Source organism: Nonomuraea sp. JJY05, from assembly GCF_043496855.1.
GTDB lineage: Bacteria > Actinomycetota > Actinomycetes > Streptosporangiales > Streptosporangiaceae > Nonomuraea.
Map to the genome: position 1 here is coordinate 19596 of NZ_JBIEIS010000075.1, position 18154 is coordinate 37749.

21 protein-coding genes are annotated in these 18154 nt (G+C 68.3%); 8 read left to right on the top strand and 13 right to left on the bottom strand.

What is annotated here, in order from left to right; genetic code table 11:
* Positions 1-4 precede the first annotated feature (4 nt).
* Together ACFKCF_RS58240 and ACFKCF_RS58245 are read right to left on the bottom strand one after the other, a co-directional pair.
* Positions 5-700, bottom strand: a complete 696-nt coding sequence (locus ACFKCF_RS58240; protein ID WP_394505713.1) for an alpha/beta fold hydrolase — start codon at positions 698-700, stop codon at positions 5-7.
* Positions 697-1872, bottom strand: a complete 1176-nt coding sequence (locus ACFKCF_RS58245; RefSeq protein WP_394505714.1) for an LLM class flavin-dependent oxidoreductase — start codon at positions 1870-1872, stop codon at positions 697-699. Before ACFKCF_RS58245 ends, ACFKCF_RS58240 begins: the two co-directional genes overlap by 4 nt.
* 742 nt (positions 1873-2614) lie before the next feature.
* Here ACFKCF_RS58245 and ACFKCF_RS58250 point away from each other — a divergent pair.
* A complete protein-coding gene (locus ACFKCF_RS58250; protein WP_394505716.1) occupies positions 2615-3355 on the top strand; it encodes an FAD-dependent monooxygenase in 741 nt (246 codons plus the stop codon).
* A gap of 78 nt (positions 3356-3433) precedes the next feature.
* Here the strand turns inward: ACFKCF_RS58250 and cysS are convergent, their stop codons facing one another.
* Positions 3434-4825 carry a cysteine--tRNA ligase gene (gene cysS / locus ACFKCF_RS58255; RefSeq protein WP_394505718.1) on the bottom strand — a complete coding sequence of 464 codons (1392 nt, stop codon included), beginning with the start codon at positions 4823-4825 and terminating at the stop codon, positions 3434-3436.
* A 64-nt stretch (positions 4826-4889) separates the two neighbouring features.
* Entirely contained in the window at positions 4890-5276 is a 387-nt protein-coding gene (locus ACFKCF_RS58260; protein ID WP_394505720.1) for a PPOX class F420-dependent oxidoreductase, read from the bottom strand.
* A 52-nt stretch (positions 5277-5328) separates the two neighbouring features.
* Between ACFKCF_RS58260 and ACFKCF_RS58265 the strand changes: the two genes are divergently transcribed.
* On the top strand, positions 5329-6330 hold the full coding sequence (locus ACFKCF_RS58265) for a DUF2637 domain-containing protein (protein WP_394505722.1): 1002 nt from the start codon (positions 5329-5331) through the stop codon (positions 6328-6330).
* 62 nt (positions 6331-6392) lie between these two features.
* Here ACFKCF_RS58265 and ACFKCF_RS58270 read toward each other — a convergent pair whose 3' ends face one another.
* The 4 genes from ACFKCF_RS58270 to ACFKCF_RS58285 form a co-directional block, all read right to left on the bottom strand.
* Positions 6393-6662 (bottom strand): GlsB/YeaQ/YmgE family stress response membrane protein, encoded by a 270-nt coding sequence (locus tag ACFKCF_RS58270; RefSeq protein WP_394505724.1) that lies wholly within the window; start codon positions 6660-6662, stop codon positions 6393-6395.
* Between the two features lie 98 nt (positions 6663-6760).
* A complete protein-coding gene (locus tag ACFKCF_RS58275; RefSeq protein WP_394505725.1) occupies positions 6761-7048 on the bottom strand; it encodes a GlsB/YeaQ/YmgE family stress response membrane protein in 288 nt (95 codons plus the stop codon).
* A gap of 185 nt (positions 7049-7233) precedes the next feature.
* The gene (gene ispF / locus ACFKCF_RS58280; RefSeq protein WP_394505727.1) at positions 7234-7704 is read right to left on the bottom strand and encodes a 2-C-methyl-D-erythritol 2,4-cyclodiphosphate synthase; all 471 of its coding nucleotides are present in this window, start codon (positions 7702-7704) and stop codon (positions 7234-7236) included.
* 17 nt (positions 7705-7721) lie between these two features.
* On the bottom strand, positions 7722-8204 hold the full coding sequence (locus tag ACFKCF_RS58285; protein ID WP_043624891.1) for a CarD family transcriptional regulator: 483 nt from the start codon (positions 8202-8204) through the stop codon (positions 7722-7724).
* A gap of 275 nt (positions 8205-8479) precedes the next feature.
* On the opposite strand from ACFKCF_RS58285, the gene ACFKCF_RS58290 reads away from it, so the two are divergent.
* On the top strand, positions 8480-9061 hold the full coding sequence (locus ACFKCF_RS58290; protein WP_394505729.1) for a copper chaperone PCu(A)C: 582 nt from the start codon (positions 8480-8482) through the stop codon (positions 9059-9061).
* A 62-nt stretch (positions 9062-9123) separates the two neighbouring features.
* Here ACFKCF_RS58290 and ACFKCF_RS58295 read toward each other — a convergent pair whose 3' ends face one another.
* The gene (locus ACFKCF_RS58295) at positions 9124-9816 is read right to left on the bottom strand and encodes a response regulator transcription factor (protein ID WP_357825148.1); all 693 of its coding nucleotides are present in this window, start codon (positions 9814-9816) and stop codon (positions 9124-9126) included.
* The gene (locus ACFKCF_RS58300) at positions 9813-10985 is read right to left on the bottom strand and encodes a sensor histidine kinase (RefSeq protein WP_394505741.1); all 1173 of its coding nucleotides are present in this window, start codon (positions 10983-10985) and stop codon (positions 9813-9815) included. Before ACFKCF_RS58300 ends, ACFKCF_RS58295 begins: the two co-directional genes overlap by 4 nt.
* 133 nt (positions 10986-11118) lie before the next feature.
* On the opposite strand from ACFKCF_RS58300, the gene phoU reads away from it, so the two are divergent.
* The 5 genes from phoU (at position 11119) to ACFKCF_RS58325 (ending at position 15865) form a co-directional block, all read left to right on the top strand.
* Entirely contained in the window at positions 11119-11763 is a 645-nt protein-coding gene (phoU, locus tag ACFKCF_RS58305) for a phosphate signaling complex protein PhoU (RefSeq protein WP_394505730.1), read from the top strand.
* A gap of 351 nt (positions 11764-12114) precedes the next feature.
* The gene (locus tag ACFKCF_RS58310) at positions 12115-12381 is read left to right on the top strand and encodes a tyrosine-protein phosphatase (RefSeq protein WP_394505743.1); all 267 of its coding nucleotides are present in this window, start codon (positions 12115-12117) and stop codon (positions 12379-12381) included.
* On the top strand, positions 12378-13184 hold the full coding sequence (locus tag ACFKCF_RS58315) for a carbon-nitrogen hydrolase family protein (protein WP_394505731.1): 807 nt from the start codon (positions 12378-12380) through the stop codon (positions 13182-13184). The genes ACFKCF_RS58310 and ACFKCF_RS58315 overlap by 4 nt, the downstream gene beginning before the upstream one ends.
* Positions 13185-13778: 594 nt before the next feature.
* Positions 13779-15296 (top strand): FAD-dependent monooxygenase, encoded by a 1518-nt coding sequence (locus ACFKCF_RS58320; protein ID WP_394505732.1) that lies wholly within the window; start codon positions 13779-13781, stop codon positions 15294-15296.
* On the top strand, positions 15266-15865 hold the full coding sequence (locus ACFKCF_RS58325; RefSeq protein WP_394505734.1) for a TetR/AcrR family transcriptional regulator: 600 nt from the start codon (positions 15266-15268) through the stop codon (positions 15863-15865). Before ACFKCF_RS58320 ends, ACFKCF_RS58325 begins: the two co-directional genes overlap by 31 nt.
* A 376-nt stretch (positions 15866-16241) precedes the next feature.
* On the opposite strand, the gene ACFKCF_RS58330 is transcribed toward ACFKCF_RS58325, so the two are convergent.
* The 3 genes from ACFKCF_RS58330 to ACFKCF_RS58340 form a co-directional block, all read right to left on the bottom strand.
* Positions 16242-16517 (bottom strand): hypothetical protein, encoded by a 276-nt coding sequence (locus ACFKCF_RS58330; protein ID WP_394505735.1) that lies wholly within the window; start codon positions 16515-16517, stop codon positions 16242-16244.
* 212 nt (positions 16518-16729) lie between these two features.
* On the bottom strand, positions 16730-17473 hold the full coding sequence (locus ACFKCF_RS58335) for a phosphoglyceromutase (RefSeq protein WP_394505737.1): 744 nt from the start codon (positions 17471-17473) through the stop codon (positions 16730-16732).
* Between the two features lie 23 nt (positions 17474-17496).
* A complete protein-coding gene (locus ACFKCF_RS58340) occupies positions 17497-17976 on the bottom strand; it encodes a YbjN domain-containing protein (protein ID WP_394505739.1) in 480 nt (159 codons plus the stop codon).
* Positions 17977-18154 lie beyond the last annotated feature (178 nt).

Sequence of the window (18154 nt, forward strand, 5' to 3'; positions counted from 1 at the left end):
TTCATCAGCTTAATCTTGGGCTTCCCCTTTTAGAACCCTCGGCTACGTCGACGAGTAGTTGGGTGAGCGGTTCCGGATGTTCGAGCATCACGTCGTGCGGGCCGTCGATCGGAATCGTCCGGTAGCCCAGCGACTTGGCGAACTGCTCGAAGGGGAAGGTCTGAGGGCGGCAGAAGATGCCTGTTCCGGGGATCCGGTCGACCGCTCCGCTGAGGCGCGTCGTCTCCGTGAACGTACGCAGCGGCTGCGGGCGCAGCCGCTCCCGGAGCCAGGCCGCGTCGTCGGGGTCGGTGATGCCGAAGCGCTCCGGCGCGGGGGCGGGGATCAGCCTGCCGTCACCGTCCGCGGAGGCGCGGATGGCCTGTACGAAGGCGCCGGGGGCGAGGGTGAACATGCCGGCGCCGTCCGGACCTGCCCAGCCCTCCACGAGTACGACGTGGTGTACGCGTTCCGGCCGGAGGTCGGCCGCCTGGCGTACCACCAGGCCCGCGTAGCTGTGTCCGACGAGCACCATGCGGTCGTCGGGAGCGGCGTCCAGAGCGGTGAGCACCTGTTCGACGTGATCGTGCAGGCCGGTGCCGGGGGTGCAGGCCAGGTCCGGGGTGATCGTGCGGGCGCCGGATCGTTCCAGGAGAGGTACGACGCGGTCCCAGGCCCATGGCCCGTGCCAGGCACCCGACACCAGGACAAACGTGGTCATCTCTCCCCCATCCTCGGCAGCACCTGCGCGGCGAACTCCTCCATTGCCGCTCGATGGTCGTCCACGGCGAGCCTGATCACCACGTGCTTGGCGCCTGCCTCGAGGTAGCCGTTCAGCCAGTTCACGGCCTCTTCCGGGGTGCCGGCGAACATGGCCTGGATGCTCTCGACGAACTTGAGCGGCGCGTTGTAGTAGCGCTCGATGCTGGTGCGGAGGCGGTGACGGGCGCGTTCGGGGTCGTCCAGGCAGATGGTGGCGTACAGGGCTGGGGTGAACGGGCGGGCCGCCGAGGTGCCGACGGATCCGTACTCGCCGGGGGGCTGGGCTGCGGGGGTGCCGGCGGATCCGTACCCACCCGGGAGCGGGACTTCGAAAGTGCCGACGGATCCGTACCCACCCGGGAGCGGGACTTCGGAAGTGCCGACGGATCCGTACCCACCCGGGAGCGGGACTTCGGAAGTGCCGACGGATCCGTACCCACCCTGGAGCGGGACTTCGGGGGTGTCCGCTGTTGACGGGGCCTGGGACGTGCCGACCGACGTCAGCGCCTCCAGGTCCTCTGCGTAGGCCTTCTGCGTCGGCGGGTACGGCAGCCAGCCGTCGGCCAGGCGGGCCGCCCGCCGCAGCGCCCGCTCGCCGCTGCCCGGCAGCCATATCGGCGGTCCGCCGGCCTGCGCGGGCTTGGGGGTGAGCGTCACATCGTGGAACGTGAAATGCCCGCCCTGGTGAGAGATCGTTTCGCCGGTCCAGAGGCGTCGCATGATGCCGATCGACTCCTCCATGCGGCTGATCCGGCGCTTGAAGCCGACTCCGATCGCCTCGAACTGGGCCTCGGTGTTCGGGTGGGCGAATCCTCCGCCCATCCCGACGATCAGCCGTCCGTTCGCGATGCCGTCGAGTGTCGCCAGCTGGTGTGCGAGGAGGAGCGGGTGGCGGAGGGCGGGGAGCAGTACGGCGGTGCCGAGCGTGATGCGGTACGTGGTGGCGGCGACTGCGGCGAGCATCGTCAGCGCGTCGGCTCTTGGGCGCGTCACCGGGCTGTCGCCCGCCCATACCGAGTCGAACCCCAACTCTTCGGCCAGCTTCGCCTGCTCGATGAGCGCGGACAGGTCCTGGTTGCCGAGCACTGTCCAGTCGCGCGTCGGGAGTAAGTAGCCGATTTTCGGTCTCATGGCATCGCCTCGGGTGGTGGATGGGGGTGGGGCGCAAGTGGCGGTGGTTAAGGATCTTTGAGTGGTCGGAATCACAGGGACGCGGGGTGGGGGGCGCCCGGACGAGGGCGGTGGAGGTCGCGCTGACCCTGCTGCCGCGTGGGATGGCGGCTGAGCGGGATTGTTGGGGACCGGGTTCTGGGGGATGTCAGCGGCTTGGCCGCAGCACTCTGGACCGCGTGCCACCGGCGTTCTGGGCCGGCTCGGTACGTCTAAGGGCGTGAGTCCGGACGCCACCTCTTTTCGGCATGTCGTGGTACCGCAATATTAACCATGTACTTCCTGATTTTGAAGGAGCAAGTTTAACTTTGAGAAGCGACGCGAGCGATGGTCTGATGAGCTGCCCTGAGCGGTACAGGCACGGGCAGCCACAAGGCCACGCGCTCCGGCACGGGGTACCAGCGACGGCTCTTCTGGACGCCGACCCGCGAGGGTTTCCTGGTCGCCGACGCAATTGAGAGTCCTCTCGCGTGAAGCGTTCTCGGAGATACCGGGTTTTCGAGGGAAGCCGCGACCTCCCAGAGATGGCTGGGGCCATGCAGAGGTAACGAGCCTTGAGACGGCGTCGGCGCGGATAGGCGTGGGTGCCGCTGGGAGAGCCCCTCTTATCGGCGATCACCGCGCCCGGGCGCGGCGGCGGACCGGCAACCGGACCGGCGACCGGACCGGTAGCTGGACCGGCAACCGGACCGGTAGCCGGACCTTGATATCGGGCGATTTCCTACGCGCCGGCGGGCTGGCCGATCCACCCACGGGTGTCCGCGGCGCGAGCGGCGACTGGCTGATACGCAACGACATCGACGGCCTCAAACGCCGCTTCGGCCAGTGGGTGACGGTGCACCGGGCCGACCTGATCGACCTGCTGCGCTCGGCCGTGCCCGCCCAGGCCCTGCGGCCCGGCATCCACGTGCACCAGGTACGGCCCGACGGCACGGTCCTGCACAACGGCGGCACCGGCGGCACCTCCACCGCGGATCTCGTAGTGGGCGCTGACGGCCTGCACAGCGTGACCCGGCGCTCCCTCTGGCCCCACGCGCCCGGGCCGCGCTACGTCGGCTACACCACCTGGCGCCTCATCGCTCCGCCCCAGCCCGTTGAGGGGAGCGTGGAAACGTGGGGCAGAGGCGAACGATTCGGGCATGTGCCGATGCCTGACGGCCGCGTCTACTGCTACCTGATGGCCAACGCCCCGGCCGCCTCCCGGTCCGGCCTGGCGGAGCTGCGCGAACGCTTCGCGCGCTGGCATGACCCCATTCCCGCGCTGCTGGCCTCCGCGCGCGAGGACACGGTGCTCCAACACGACACCTACGAACTGCCGAACCTGCGCACGTACGTTCGCGGAAAAGTAGCCGTCCTGGGCGACGCCGCGCACGCCATGGCTCCCAACCTGAGGCAGGGCGCCCGCCAGGCGCTGGAGGACGCCGCCTACTCCTGGACGATCTGACCCCGCGTTCCGGACACCACCAGCGGACCCGTGCCCGGCTCAAGCGACGCGACGCCTGGGCCGGGCCGAAGGGGTGGGCTAGCGGGTGAGCTCCCAGCGGGCCCCGTGCGGGGTGTCCTCCACCGTGATCCCCGCCGCCGCCAGCTGGTTTCTGATCGCGTCCGCCGCCGCGTAGTCCTTGCGCTCCCTGGCCGCCTTGCGCTGTTCGAGCGCGACCGCCACCAGCGCGTCGACCACCGGCGAGAGGTCCGAGCCGGCTCCCCGCCACTGCGGCGAGCGGGGGTCGAGGCCGAGGACGTCCAGCATGTTCTGCGTCTCGGCGAGCAGCCGGGCCACGGCCTCCTTGTCGCCGCGCGACAGCGCCACGTTGCCCTCGCGCACCACCTCGTGCACCACCGCCAGCGCCTGCGGCGTGCCGAGGTCGTCGTTGAGGGCGTCCACGAACGCCTGCGGCAGCGGCGCGTCCGCGTCGACGTCGTGGATGACCTCGGCGGCACGCGTGACGAAGCCCTCGATGCGCTGGTACGCGGCGGCCGCCTCCAGCAGGGCCTCCTCGGAGTAGTCGATCGAGGAGCGGTAGTGCGGCACCGCCAGGTAGTAGCGCAGCTCCACCGGCCGCACCTTCTGCACCATCTCGGGAATCAGCAGCGAGTTTCCGAGCGACTTGCTCATCTTCTCCGCGCCGATCTTGAGCATGCCGTTGTGCATCCAGTAGCGCGAGAACCCGTCGCCCGCCGCCTGGGACTGGGCGATCTCGTTCTCGTGGTGCGGGAAGATCAGGTCGATCCCGCCGCCGTGGATGTCGAAGGCCGGGCCGAGGTATTTCGTCGCCATGGCCGAGCACTCCAGGTGCCAGCCGGGGCGGCCGGGGCCCCAAGGGGTCGGCCAGGTCGGCTCGCCCGGCTTCTCCCCCTTCCACAGGGCGAAGTCGCGGGGGTCGCGCTTGCACGACTCGTCGTCGGTGTCGGCCGCGGCCCGCATGTTGTCCAGCTTCTGGTTGGAGAGCGAGCCGTAGCGATCGGCGTAGGACTGGACGTCGAAGTAGACGTCGCCGCCGGAGGCGTAGGCGTGGCCGCGGGCGATCAGCCGCTCCATCAGCGTGATCATCTCGGGCACGTGGCCGGTGGCCCGCGGCTCGACGGTCGGCGGCAGGCAGCCGAGCGTGTCGTACGCCCAGGTGAAGGCCCGCTGGTTGCGCTCGGCCACGACGAACCAGGGCACGCCCTCCGCGGCCGCCACCCTGATGATCTTGTCGTCGATGTCGGTGACGTTGCGGCAGAATGTCATGTCATAGCCGGATCGCGTCAGCCAGCGCCGGAGCACGTCGAAGTTCACGCCCGAGCGGATGTGCCCGATGTGCGGAGGAGCCTGCACGGTCGCCCCACACAGGTAAATCGACGCCCGGCCGGCTTCGACCGGAACGAATTCACGGATGGCGCGCGTACTGGTGTCGTAGATGTGCAGGCTCACGAAGGCAAGGCTAACGCCTCAGAGGGCTGGTCACGCCGATAAATCCCGCCGTCGCGTCGATAAATCAGCCTCGCAACGTTACTCTGTCCGGCGAGATCCGTACGATTACGCGCTCGACGCCCGGTTTGTCCTCCCATGGCATCCCCCGGTACTTGTGCGAGAGCTCCTGAATGAGCGCCCCTTCCGGGTCGGGCGTCATGGTCACCCGCCCGCGTACTTCCACATACCTGTATGGATTGTCCGGATCGATGACCAGCAGACTCGCCCGCGGGTCGCGTTCGAAATTCCGCGGCTTCCTGCGCCCCCGCACGGTCGAGAACAGCACGTCGTCACCATCCGTGCGCACCCACACGACTGTCGACTGCGGTCCGCCGTCAGGGTTCAGGCTGGTCACCGTCGCATAATTCGGGGCATCCAAGAGTTTGCGCGCATCTTCCGACAGCTCGGCCATGTGTCTCCCTTGATCGGTCCTGCCCCTCATTCTTCTGTAGGCTCGAACCGCCATGGACGTGACTCCCCCCTCTATGCTGCGCCGCCTGGGCATCGCCCTGGCCGGGCTCGCGGTCGCCGCCCTCGCCGGGGCCGCGTGCGCACTCTCCTTCGACGACCTGCGCGCGCTGGCCATCACCGGCGAGGCGGGCCAGGATCTCGCCTTCCTCTATCCGGCGGCCTTCGACGCGCTCCTGGTGATCGCGCTGATCGACGTGCTGCTGCTGCGCTCCGCCCGCTTATTGGTACGCGTGCAGGCGGCGTTCGTGCTGGTCGTGCTCATCGTGGCGGCCGCGGCGGCCAACGTGGCGACGGCGGTGCGGTTCGCGTTCGACGTGCGGGCGACGGCCGTGGGCGTGGCCCTGGCGCCCTGGGTCATGCTGGCCGTGGCGCTGTGGCTCTGGCTCCTGCTGATCAAGCACGTACAGGCGCATCGGGCGGAGGCCGAGGAGAGCGCGGCCGAGCGGGACATCGTCCCCTTCCACCCGGATCCGGAGCCGCCGCCCCTCGAGATCTACTCGGAGCGGCTCTCCGAGACGCCGCCGCCCGCGCCGGTCCAGGAAGCCGCCAAGCCGGTCCGGGAAGCCCTCAAGCCGGCCCAGGAGGCCCCCGAGCCGGCCCAGGAGGCCCCCGAGCCGGCCCAGGAGGCCCCCGAGCCGGCCCAGGAGGTCGCCGAGGCCCCTGCCCCGCTGGCGGCGCAGGTGGCGGAGTGGCCCGTGCAGCACGAGGAGGCACCCGAGCCCCCCACGCGCCCCGTCCGCTGGGGCGACCGGGTCAAGCCGACGGACGTGCTGGTCCACCCGCGCGTCGACGAGAAGGACGTGGACACCCAGCCCCACCCCGTGATCGAGGACGACGTACCGGATCCCGGGCACGGCCCCGAGCTGGCCGACGACGGGGAGCGCCCGCGGGAGGACGAGTTGGAGGACACCGCCCCCCACCCGGTGATCCACGACGACGACACCCCCGCCCCCGCCGAACGCCTCCGCAGCACCCCGCGTCCCCCGGAAGACTGACCGGTCACAAGACATGAGGAGGGCCCGCCCGGGCGCGTCCCGGGCGGGCCATCTATTTCTGTCTAGACGCTGGAGCCGCGACGGAGCCCGGCGACCAGGCCCACGCCGACGATGGCCAGCACCACCTGCATCACCAGCTCGATCCAGTCGATGCCGGGGGTCGTCTCGACGCCGAGCACCTGAGCGATCAGCGTGCCTAGCAGGGCGGCCACGATGCCGACGACGACGGTGAGGATCCAGCCGATGGCCTGCCTGCCGGGGAGCAGGAGGCGACCGATTGCGCCAATCACGGCGCCGATCACGATGGCGCCAAGGATGGACTGGATAGTCATGGTACGAAACCTCCCCGTGAGGGTGAGCGGTTCACTCTCACGGAGATGCTCGCTACCCGATCTACCGCTTTTATGCGCGGATTTTATGAATGAGCAGGTCAGGTGGGTGTTCCACGCGTACGTCCCGTGCGTCCCGGGCCGAAGCGCGTCACGAGAAGCACACCGATGACCGCCAGCACGAGCTGGAGTATGTGCTCGATCCAGTCGATCCCCCGAGTGTCGGCCATGCCGGCGGCCTGCGCGATCAGCGTTCCGATCAGGGCGGCCACGATGCCGACGATGAGGGTCAGCCCGATGGACATGTTCTGCCTGCCAGGAACGACCAGCCTGGCCAGGGCGCCGACGATGGCACCGATGACTACCGCGGAAACTATCGCGCCGATCATGTGTTGCTCCCCCCGAGACGTTCACATGTCGTGGGGACACATACCCTCAGAGCAGGCAAAACAACCAATAAGGGGAGACGGCGGTCCGTACCGCGCCAGTGACGAACCGCCGCCTCCTGATACAGCGGGCTTCGCGACGACCCGCCGGGACACCCTCACGCATCCATACGTAAGACGCCCGGCGTTCAGGAAAGGTTGACGACCAGGGCCGTCGCGACGGCCGCGATGCCCTCTCCCCGCCCGGTCAGCCCGAGTCCATCGGTGGTGGTGGCCGACACGCTCACAGGCGCACCTACGGCGGCGCTCAGCGCCAGCTCGGCCTCGGTACGGCGCGGCGCCAGCTTGGGCCGGTTGCCGATCACCTGAATGGCCACGTTGCCGATCTCGTAGCCCGCGGCACGCACCTGCCGCGCGGTCTCCTCCAGCAGCGCGACACCCGAAGAACCCGCCCAGCGCGGGTCCGCGGTGCCGAACAGCTGCCCGAGATCGCCCATGCCGGCCGCGGACAGCAGCGCGTCACACGCGGCATGCGCGGCCGCGTCGCCGTCCGAATGGCCCTCGAGCCCGGTCTGGCCCGGCCAGTGCAGGCCGGCGAGGTTGAGCTCGCGCCCCGAGGATCCTGAAGCGAACGGGTGGACGTCGACTCCGACGCCCACCCGTGGAAGATTGGTGTTCAGGAGTTGAGAACCTCGTCGAGCAGGGCCTCAGCCTTGTCCTCGTTGGTCTTCTCCGCCAGGGCAAGCTCACTGACCAGGATCTGACGCGCCTTGGCGAGCATGCGCTTCTCGCCCGCGGACAGGCCGCGCTCGCGGTCTCTCCGCCACAGGTCCCGAACGACTTCGGCGACCTTGTTGACATCGCCGGAGGCGAGCTTCTCCAGATTGGCCTTGTAGCGACGAGACCAGTTGGTCGGCTCTTCCGTGTGCGGCATCCGCAGGACATCGAAAACCCGCTCAAGGCCTTCCTGGCCGACAACATCGCGCACACCGACGAGTTCCGCGTTTTCGGCTGGCACCTGGACGGTAAGGTCGCCCTTGTCGACCTTGAGCACCAGGTAGGTCTTTTCCTCACCCTTGATGGATCGCTTCGTGATTGCTTCGATCCGAGCAGCCCCATGGTGGGGGTAGACGACTGTGTCGCCGACCTGGAAAGTCATGTGACAAGTACCCCTTCCGCTGTACTCCAGGGTACCACGCGTCCACAGCCTCCCGGAACAGTGAAATCATCATAACTGCAGGTCAAGGCCGCATATTAGGGCTTGACAAGTCCTCAACTGTATGTCTGGCATTTCCGGACATAGCGAATGACCTGCGGGGGCGTGGATATGACCATGGATTCGGATGGATATGGTGGGCGCTGCACATCACGCATGCGCGCCGCCTGCGCTTAGCGCATGCGCGAGCCCTCCGCAAGACCAAGGAGAACCCGCCCGTGACCAGCCGTCGCTGGATTGTCGTCGCCGCCGCGTTCTTGGCAGCCCCCGTGCTGGCGGGCTGCGGGGCCGGATTCGACGCCACTACCAACAAGCCGTACGCGCCCAACGAGGCACAGGTATTGATCGAGAACGGTGCTTACGGCACGCGCGGCATTCAGATCCCGCAGGCGTTCATTCTCGGGCCCGACTCCGGTGCGCAGCTCGCCTGGCGCGGCTCCGCCCCGATCTACCTGAACATCCTCAACACCGCCGGCGCCCCCGACACCCTGGAGGCGGTCTCCGCGGGCAGCATGGGGACGGTCAAGGTCACGGCCCCGATCCAGCTCCCGGCCAACACGCTCGTCAACACCGGCAAGCCCACCCCTCAGATCATGCTCGAGGCGATCCCCAAGAGCCTCAGGGGCGGCGAGAGCATCAAGCTGGACCTCCAGTTCGCCAACGCCGGCATCGTGTCCTTGAACGTCCCTGTGGTGACGCGCAGCCGCGAGTTCAAGGACTACCCCCCGGCGCCGAACGCCACCGCTGCTCCCACGCCCACCCCGACGCCGTCCGCTTCCGCTTCCGAAGAAGCCCACTGACCTTTCCCGAAAACGCCGAAACCCTTGTTCCGGTACGCGAGTCGTACCGGAACAAGGGTTTTTCACTCTTCGGTGGCGTCGAACTTGTAGCCCAGGCCGCGCACGGTGAGGATGCAGCGCGGGTTGGACGGATCGGACTCGATCTTGGCGCGCAGGCGCTTGACATGGACGTCGAGGGTCTTGGTGTCACCCACGTAATCGGCGCCCCACACGCGGTCGATGAGCTGGCCACGGGTCAGTACACGCCCCGCGTTGCGCAGCAGCACCTCCAGCAGCTCGAACTCCTTCAGCGGCAGCTGCACCTGCTCACCGCGCACGGCGACGACGTGGCGGTCGACGTCCATGCGCACGGGCCCGACGGCCAGCACCGCGGTCTCCAGCTCCTCCGGCACGTCGCCCTGGCGGCGCAGGACCGCGCGGATGCGGGCCACCAGCTCGCGCGACGAGAACGGCTTGGTGACGTAGTCGTCGGCGCCCAGTTCGAGCCCCACGACCTTGTCGATCTCGCTGTCCTTGGCCGTCAGCATGATCACCGGCACCTTGGAGCGCTGCCTGAGGGAGCGGCACACCTCCGTACCGGGCAGACCCGGAAGCATCAGGTCGAGCAGCACCAGATCTGCTCCGTTGCGGTCGAACGTGTCGAGCGCCTCGGGCCCGGTCGCCGCGACCGACACCTCGAAACCCTCTTTGCGGAGCATGTAGGACAGGGCGTCGGAGAAGGACTCCTCATCTTCAACGACAAGTACGCGGGTCATTGGGCTGTCTCCAGGGGAATCGAGGGTGGTACTGCCACCGCCGTGCCGCCGAAGGCGGGCAGGCGGAGCGTGAAGGTGGAGCCGGACCCTTCCTTGCTCCAAACGGTCACTTCGCCGGCGTGCGCCGCGGCCACGTGCTTGACGATGGCCAGACCGAGTCCGGTGCCGCCGGTCGCCCGCGACCTGGCCGCGTCGACGCGGAAGAACCGCTCGAAGATCCGCTCGAGCGCCTCCTCCGGGATGCCGATGCCCTGGTCGCTGACGCTGATCTCCACCGAGTCGCCCGCGGGCCGCACGCTGACCACGACCCGGGTGTGCTCCGGACTGTACGCGACGGCGTTGTCGATCAGATTGCGCAACGCCGTCACGAGCAGTTCGTCGTCGCCCCAGATGCGCAGGCCGTCGGTGCCGCCGGAGACGAGCGTGATGTCCTTGGCGGCGGCCTTGGTGTTGCAGTGGTCGATGGCGTCGTGGACGGACTCGTCGATCGAGACCTGTCCGGGGGTGGGGATGGGCTCGGCGCCCTGGATCCTGCTGAGTGTGATCAGGTCTTGGATGAGGTAGTTGAGCCGGGCGGCCTCGTGCTGCATGCGCCCGGCGAAGCGGCTGACCGCCTCGGGGTCGTCGGCTGCGTCCTGGATGGTCTCCGCCAGCAGGCTCATCGCGCCCACCGGGGTCTTCAGCTCGTGGCTGACGTTCGCGACGAAGTCACGGCGTACGGCCTCGACCCTGCGGCGCTCGGTCTGGTCCTCCGCGAGCACCAGGACCTGGCCGTGGGAGCCGAGCGGAGCCACGCGTACCGCGAAGTTCGTGGTCTCCTGGCCGAACTTGTGCCCCGCGACGTCGATCTCGCTCTCGCGGATCTCGCCGTCGCGGCGTACCTGCCGGGCCAGCGCCAGCAGCTCGGCGGCCATCAGCCGGTCGCCCTTGACCAGCCCGAACGCCCGGGCGGCCGAGCTGGCACGCAGCACCTTGTCATGCGCGTCGAGCACCACGGCGGAGGAGGGAAGCACGGCCAGCACGGACGCCACGCCCTGTGGCAGAGCGCTCCCGGTCTGTACGCCATCCTCCGTGGCGGCGCGGTTCGGAGCCTCGATCTGGTTTCGGTAGAACAGAACCGCCAGGGCGCCCACGACGAACCCGGCCAGGGCCGCGAAGCTCATGGCCATCTCACTCATGTCTTCGATGGTAGGTGGCCTTCTCCCAGGGGCAGACCCTCTCATCAGGGGTGGAAGGCCCCTTTCCTGGAAAGTTCATCTGACGGTAGGGGTTCGTTCATCAACAGCCACGTACGGTGACCACATGCGCGACGCGTACCATGAAGAACTTGATTCGCTGACCGACAGGCTGGTCGAGATGACCAGGCTTGTCCGCTCGGCCATTTCCCGTGCCACCACGGCCCTCCTCGACGCCGACCTTCAGCTCGCCGAGAGTGTCATTTCCCGGGACGAGGAAGTGAACGCGACGTTCGCCGACATCGAGACCTCGATCTTCGACCTGATGGCCCGGCAGCAGCCGGTGGCCGTGGACCTGCGAATGGTCATCACGGCGCTGCGCATGGGCACCGACCTGGAGCGCATGGGCGACCTCGCCGTCCACGTCGCCAAGGTCGCCCGCCTGCGCCACCCCGACTCGGCGATCCCGGCCGAGGTGCGCTCGACCATCGTGGAGATGGGGCAGATCGCGGAGAACCTCATCACCAAGACCGGCAGCTGCATCGCCTCGCGGGATGTGGACTCGGCGCTGGAGCTGGAGCAGGACGACGACGCGATGGACCGGCTGCACCGGCGGCTGTTCCGGAACATCCTGTCCAAGGACTGGGAGCACGGGGTGGAGCCGGCGATCGACATCACGTTGATCGGGCGCTACTACGAGCGGTACGCGGACCACGCGGTGCGGGTGGCGGCGGACGTCGTCTACCTGGTCACGGGGACGCGGCCCAGCTGACAGCAAGGCCCTCCACTCCCGGGGCGCTTCGCGCTCGGGGTTGCAGACAACGCCTCCCAGGGGGCTTTCGCCCCCTTCGACCCCGAAGGCGCGGTCTTCGCAGGCGAGGCGCGCTTCGCGCGAAGGAGCTCAGGCCGGGGGTGTGGGGGCACGCCCCCACACCCCCGGGCGAGGGCACTCCCGCCCCCTCGCGCTTCCCGGACCTCGGCCATCATGCGACCCGTCATGGCAGGCCGTGTCGCAGTCGAGAGACGGCATCCCAGAGCCGGCCCGCACGTCCATTTCACGGGCCGGGGTCCAACGCCTCCGGCTACCTGTAGCGTTCCGTCGTCGGGTTACCTTTGAGCCTGCATTCGCGACCTCGGCGGCATCCCAGTGACCGGCATCCCTGTGACCGGGGGCCGTATGGTCCGGCGGGATGCAGTGGTCCGGTCGGACGACCCAGAGCGGCTCACCGCCGCAGGGTGGCCGGCTGTTGTCGCGCCCGGCGTCCGGACGGTCGTCGATCTACGCAACCATGGCGACATGTGCACACAGCTACTGGCGCCCGGGGCGGCAGGACTACGAGCGCAAGACGTCCACGCCGTTCGCAAGCACTTCATGCGCGCCGCTGGATGAGAGTGGCAGCGCTCCAGGCGGAGCTCGCGGGATCGGCGGCCAGTGACCTCCATCAGGTGATCGAGCAGTGCGAACGAGCGGGGGTGGAGCTGCTCGTCCTGCCCGAGTGCTACTTCGGCGGCATGCCGCCGGACAAACCGGCCGCCGAGGCCGTCGCGCTGTCTCCCCCGTACGCGAACCTGATCTCTGCCCTGCGGGATTGCCCACCCACGATGACCGTCGTCGCAGGTTTCACCGAGCGTTCAGCCGGCGGGCGGTTGCACAGCTCAGCGGCGGTCGTTCGTGCCGGGCGGCTGGCCGGCGAGGTCACCCGCAAGCTCTTCCCCCGCGAACCGGCCTTCAGCCCGGGCGAGGACCTGCCCCTCTATCCCCAGGACGACCATGCCTTTGGCGTCGTGATCTGCAACGACGCCAACTTCGTCGAGCCGGCCCGTCTCCTGGCCCTGGCCGGTGCGCGCATCCTGGCGTGCCCGCTCAACAACGACCTGCCCCAGGACGTCACCCGCGGCTGGGCGGTCAGGACTCGGTCCACGCTCATCGCGCGGGCGGTGGAGAACGACTGCTGGGTGATCGCGGCCGATGTCGCCGGCACGGCGGGTGGGCGCGAGGGCGGCGGGGCGACTCGGATCATCGCCCCGGATGGCCGGATCGTCGCCGCGGCGCAAGCAGAGGAACCGGGCCTGGTCATGGCGGACATCGAGATGCCTGGCCGCTCATTCCTGGAGCGCTGGAACGTGGCGCAGAACCCGGCGGTCCTCAGGAAATGGCTCGACCATGTGTCCGGACAACACAGTGAAACCTGACCGAACGGCAAGGGTTATCGTCGCGGCGCCGACGGTTCCAGCCTGAGATCGGCGTGCCACAGGTGGACCAGACGACGCGTAGCGCGGACCCGACTGACGAAGGTACCCGGATGGGAGAGTGTTCGAGTGCGGACCAGTCGCCCCGACGCCACCCGCGAGAGCCTACGGCCGTCACTCTCGCGTCGCTGGTTTTGGGCACTTCTGCCTGAAAGAGCCTGAAAGAGATGGGCGGTGATTACGACGGATTCGCCCACCTCGGCGGGATCGATTTCCTGAGTCCAGGTCGCTGCGACCTCACCGTCTGGGGTCGAAGGCATTCCGCAGAAGGTGTCACCGTACTGGCCGAACGCTTGCCGATGTCCCTACCCCGGCCGCTCGCACCCAGCCTGCGTTTATCCCGCTCACGGTTCTACGCAACAGCCTGCCGGGAAGCGGAACGTAGCACATCTCTGGCAGTGCGCCGCGGCTGAGTCGATCAAGGGAGTCACGTGATTTTCCACGGCACTACCGAGCAGCCTCCGACCGACGCACGGTGACGGTGATCACACATGCCTCCATTCCCGACTTAGTAATCGGTACCGTATCGTTTACTAAGTGACGGACACCGTACTCATCGCGGGCGCCGGCCCCACCGGGCTGGCCCTGGCCATCCACCTGGCATTACACGACATCCCCGTGCGCGTCATCGACGCCGCCGCCAGCCCCGCCACCACCTCCCGGGCCCTCGGCCTGCAACCACGCGGCGTCGAGGTCTTGGAACGCATCGGCGCGCTCGGCGACCTGCCACAGCGCTCCCAGTCCTCGCTCAACATGTCCTACAACGAGGGACCGCGCACCGTGCTGCGCCTTCACGTCGGCCAAGCCGTCGCCGACCAGCCGAAACAGGCACTGCTGATCTCGCAGGCCGAGGTCGAGGGCACGATGCGCAAACGCCTGGCCGAACTAGGCGGCCACGTGGAGTGGGGCACCCGGCTGGTAGCAGCTCGGCAGGACGACACGAGCGTCACTGCCACAGTCCAGACGGCCGACGGCGCCGAGCACCACATCGAGACCCACTGGCTGATCGGCTGCGACGGCGCGCACAGCACCATACGCAAGCTCGCCGGCATCGCCTTTCCCGGCCGCAAACTCCTCGAACGCCTGTTGATGGTCGACGTGCGGGCCCAGTGGCCGTTGGACAAGAACGGCAGCACGACCTGGATGGAGGCCGGCCACATGCTGTCGGTCACCGCGCTGCCGGACGACACCTGGCGGGTGTTCATCGAACCACCATCGGACCTGCCGGACCAGCTGTCCGAACGCGAGATCACCGACCGGGTGCTGAGCGAGTTCTCCCGCCGCAGTGGCGTCGCCCTCGACACGGTCACGGACATCCGCTGGGCCTCGGAGTTCCGCATCCACCGCCGGCTGGCCGACGCCTACCGGCGCGGCCGGATCCTGCTGGCCGGCGATGCGGCGCACATCCAGAGCCCAACCGGCGGCCAGGGACAAAACACCGGGCTGGGCGACGCGGAAAACCTGGCCTGGAAGCTGGTGCTGGTCGCCCGCGGCCGCGCCGATCATCGACTGCTCGACACCTACGAAGGCGAACGACGGCCGCTGGCCCGCAAAGTCCTGCGCGCCACCAGCACCGCCGTGGACATCATGCTGCCGCACGACCCCTGGAAACGCCTGCTGCGCGACAAGGTTGTCCTGCCGGTCGTCCGCCTGCCCGCAGTGCAGCGCCGGTTGTGGCTGGCTGCCTCCCAACTCGGCATCAGCTACCGGGGAGGACCGCTGGCCTCTGCCTCGCATCGGTGGATGCCTGGGCTGCGTCCCGGCGACCGGATGCCCGACCTCACCTGCCGGCGTCTCGACGGAGGGCAGACCACGCTGCACGCCGCGATCTCCGGACGCTGGGTGGTGCTCGCCTCCGATCAGCACGTCGCCGCCCGCCACGCCGAGGCCGCCGCGGCGCAACTGGGCGCCAACTTGATCGTCGCGCTCACGCCAGTGGAGCCCGCCTCGCCCAACGTGATGCTGATCCGCCCCGACGGGCACATCGGTTGGCGTGAGCATCCGGCACCCGACAAACTGTCGGCATGGCTGAATCAGGTGCTGTGGCCGGCATAGAACGCCACGGCCGTCCACGCGATCCAGAAAACGACGCCGCCATCCTGGAGGCGGCGTTGGACCTGCTGATCGAACGCGGCGCGGCGGGCACCAGCATCGAAGCGGTCGCCCAACGCGCCGGCGTGGCAAAACTGACCGTCTACCGGCGCTGGCGAACCAAAGACGACCTCCTGATGGCCGCCCTGGAGCACGCCCGCGCCCCCGGCATGGACGCTGCGCCGGCCGGGCAGTCGATCGACGAACTGATCTCATCCATTGCCGAGCTTCTCAGCCGTCCCCGCTTCCGCGCGCTGATGGCACGCGTCATCGGCGCCTCAGTCGACTACCCGAAACTGGTGACCGCCTACACCGAGCGCTACCTACAGCCACGACTGAACGCCCTGGCGCAAATCGCGCAGCAGGCCATCGACGCCGGTCACCTCCCAGCGGACACCGACCCGAGCGTCATCCGGGACATCCTGGCCAGCTCGATCGGATCCGTCCTGCTCCAGCATGCGGAAGACGTGACCGCCGTGCAGATCGAGCACCGGCTGCGGATTCTGTTGCGCCACATCGGATACCGGTCTTGATTTCTTAGGTCAGGAACACCGAGCGATCATCTACCGCTGCAGCATCGCCCAGAGATCGTTATAACGTGCCCTTTTCAGCTCGGCACCATACGCATTCTCTTCGCCCTCTGCTTCGGGCCGCTCATCTGCCGCTACGCTCCTTCCTTGAACGATCATCCCGACAGCGTCCCGACACCCGAACAGACAAGGCATGCCGTGATTGCCTGGACACGGACGGCCTTGTGCTGAATACAAAGCAGCTGGGAAGCTCCGCGACGCTCACGAGCACATAGAAGCCCGCGCCATACTGCCTGAGCAACGCGAAAAGGCCCCCACGGCCGGAAGGGCCGTGGGGGCTTCCTCATGCCTGCACAAACGGTCACAAAACCACGAGAGCTCAATTGCTGCTCGACGGCCAGCTTCCCCAGGAGCGACCCGATCCGCTCTCCTCGCTGTACTGCTGCGCCTTGGTCACGCAGTCAGGGCAGATAGGCTCGTCGGCAGACCTGGCCACGGCTTCCGGTTTGGCTGGACGAAGAGAGCCCAGGACCGTGATCCCCGGCGGCATATGGGTCTCGGGATCGATCAGGAAAGTTACGACTTCTTTCGGGTCGAAGCTGAATGTGCGCTTGCACGCATAGCACCGGCCGGTCGTCTCGCGATGTTCGCTCATGCCTGCCCACCCCTTCTTGCCAGCACGCTACCTGTTGCCATGAAGGGTCCCGCAAGGGCGGACTCGGCCCCGTCGGCTCTGTGAGCCGAGACCGGGCGGAATGCTCCAAGCAACCACGCCTTTCGGGGGTCGAAGGGGGCGAAAGCCCCCTGGGAAGCGCTGTCTGGAACCCCGAGCGCGAACCGCCCCCGGTGGAAGGCCGTGCTTCCGGGTCAGCGGCCCTGGTTGGCGACGGCTTCGATGGCGGCCTTGGCGGCGTCCGGGTCCAGGTATTCGCCGCCCGGCCGCCACGGCCGGAAGTCAGGGTCCAACTCGTACAGCAGCGGAATCCCCGTCGGGATGTTGAGGCCCGCGATCTCCTCGTCGCCGACCCCGTCCAGGTGCTTGACCAGGGCCCTCAGGGAGTTGCCGTGGGCGGCCACCAGGACCGTGCGGCCGGCCGACAGGTCGGGGACGATCGAGTCGTACCAGTACGGGAGCATGCGGTCGACCACGTCCTTCAGGCACTCCGTACGGGGCATCAGCTCCGGCGGAAGCAGGGCGTAGCGGGGGTCGCCGGCCTGGGAGAACTCGTCGTCGTCCGCGATCGGGGGCGGCGGCACGTCGTAGGAGCGGCGCCACAGCATGAACTGCTCGTCGCCGAACTCCTCGCGCGTCTGGGCCTTGTTCTTGCCCTGGAGGGCGCCGTAGTGGCGCTCGTTGAGACGCCAGCTCCGCTTCACCGGCAGCCAGAGCAGGTCGGCCTCCGCCAGCGCCAGCTGGGCCGTCTGGATTGCCCGGGTCAGCAGGCTGGTGTGGACGATGTCCGGGCGCAGTCCGGCGTCCTGGAGGAGCTTGCCGCCGCGGCGGGCCTCGTCCTCGCCCTTGGCCGAGAGGCTCACGTCCACCCAACCGGTGAACAGGCCCTTCGCGTTCCAGTCACTCTCGCCGTGCCTAAGCAGCACCAAAGTCGCCATATCGCCAATCCTATGGTCAGGGATTACCGGTCCGGGTCCGCGAAGCGGGCGAACGCCCGCAGGTTGGCCAGCGACTCCCCGCGCTTGGCCCGCCACTCCCACTCGCGCCTGATCGACGAGGCGAACCCCAGCTCCAGCGCCCGGTCGAACCAGTCGTCCGAGTACGTGAGCACGCACCCCAGCAGCCGGTCCACCTCCGCCTCCGTGACGGCGGTCAGTGGCACCCGGCCCACGAGGTAGACGTCCCCCACGGGGTCGAGCGAGAAGTGCACGCCGTACATGGAGCCGTTCTTGCCGAGCAGCCAGCGGTAGAACTCGGTGTGGTTCTCGTCGGGCTGGCGGCAGAAGAACGCCTCGACGTGCAGCGCCTGCTCCCCCACGATCAACCACGTCATGGTGGCGAGCTTGTGCTGCCCGGGCAGTTTGACCAGGAACGCGCCCGGCCGCGGCTCGTCGTAGGTGACGTCCGCGGCCTTGAGCGCGGCTTCGACGACATCGCGCATGCCGACAAGGATAGAAGGCCGCCAGAACAAAGGTCGGGCTGGAAGAGGGCTAGAAGCAACGCCGTTCAGTTAGGGCTGGGGTAGCAGCGTCAAGGGCTGGCCGGGATCATGTTGATGCTGATGGTGGCTTTGTAGGTGGTCCGGTCGATGGCGGGTCCGCGGGCGTTGTATTTGGAGA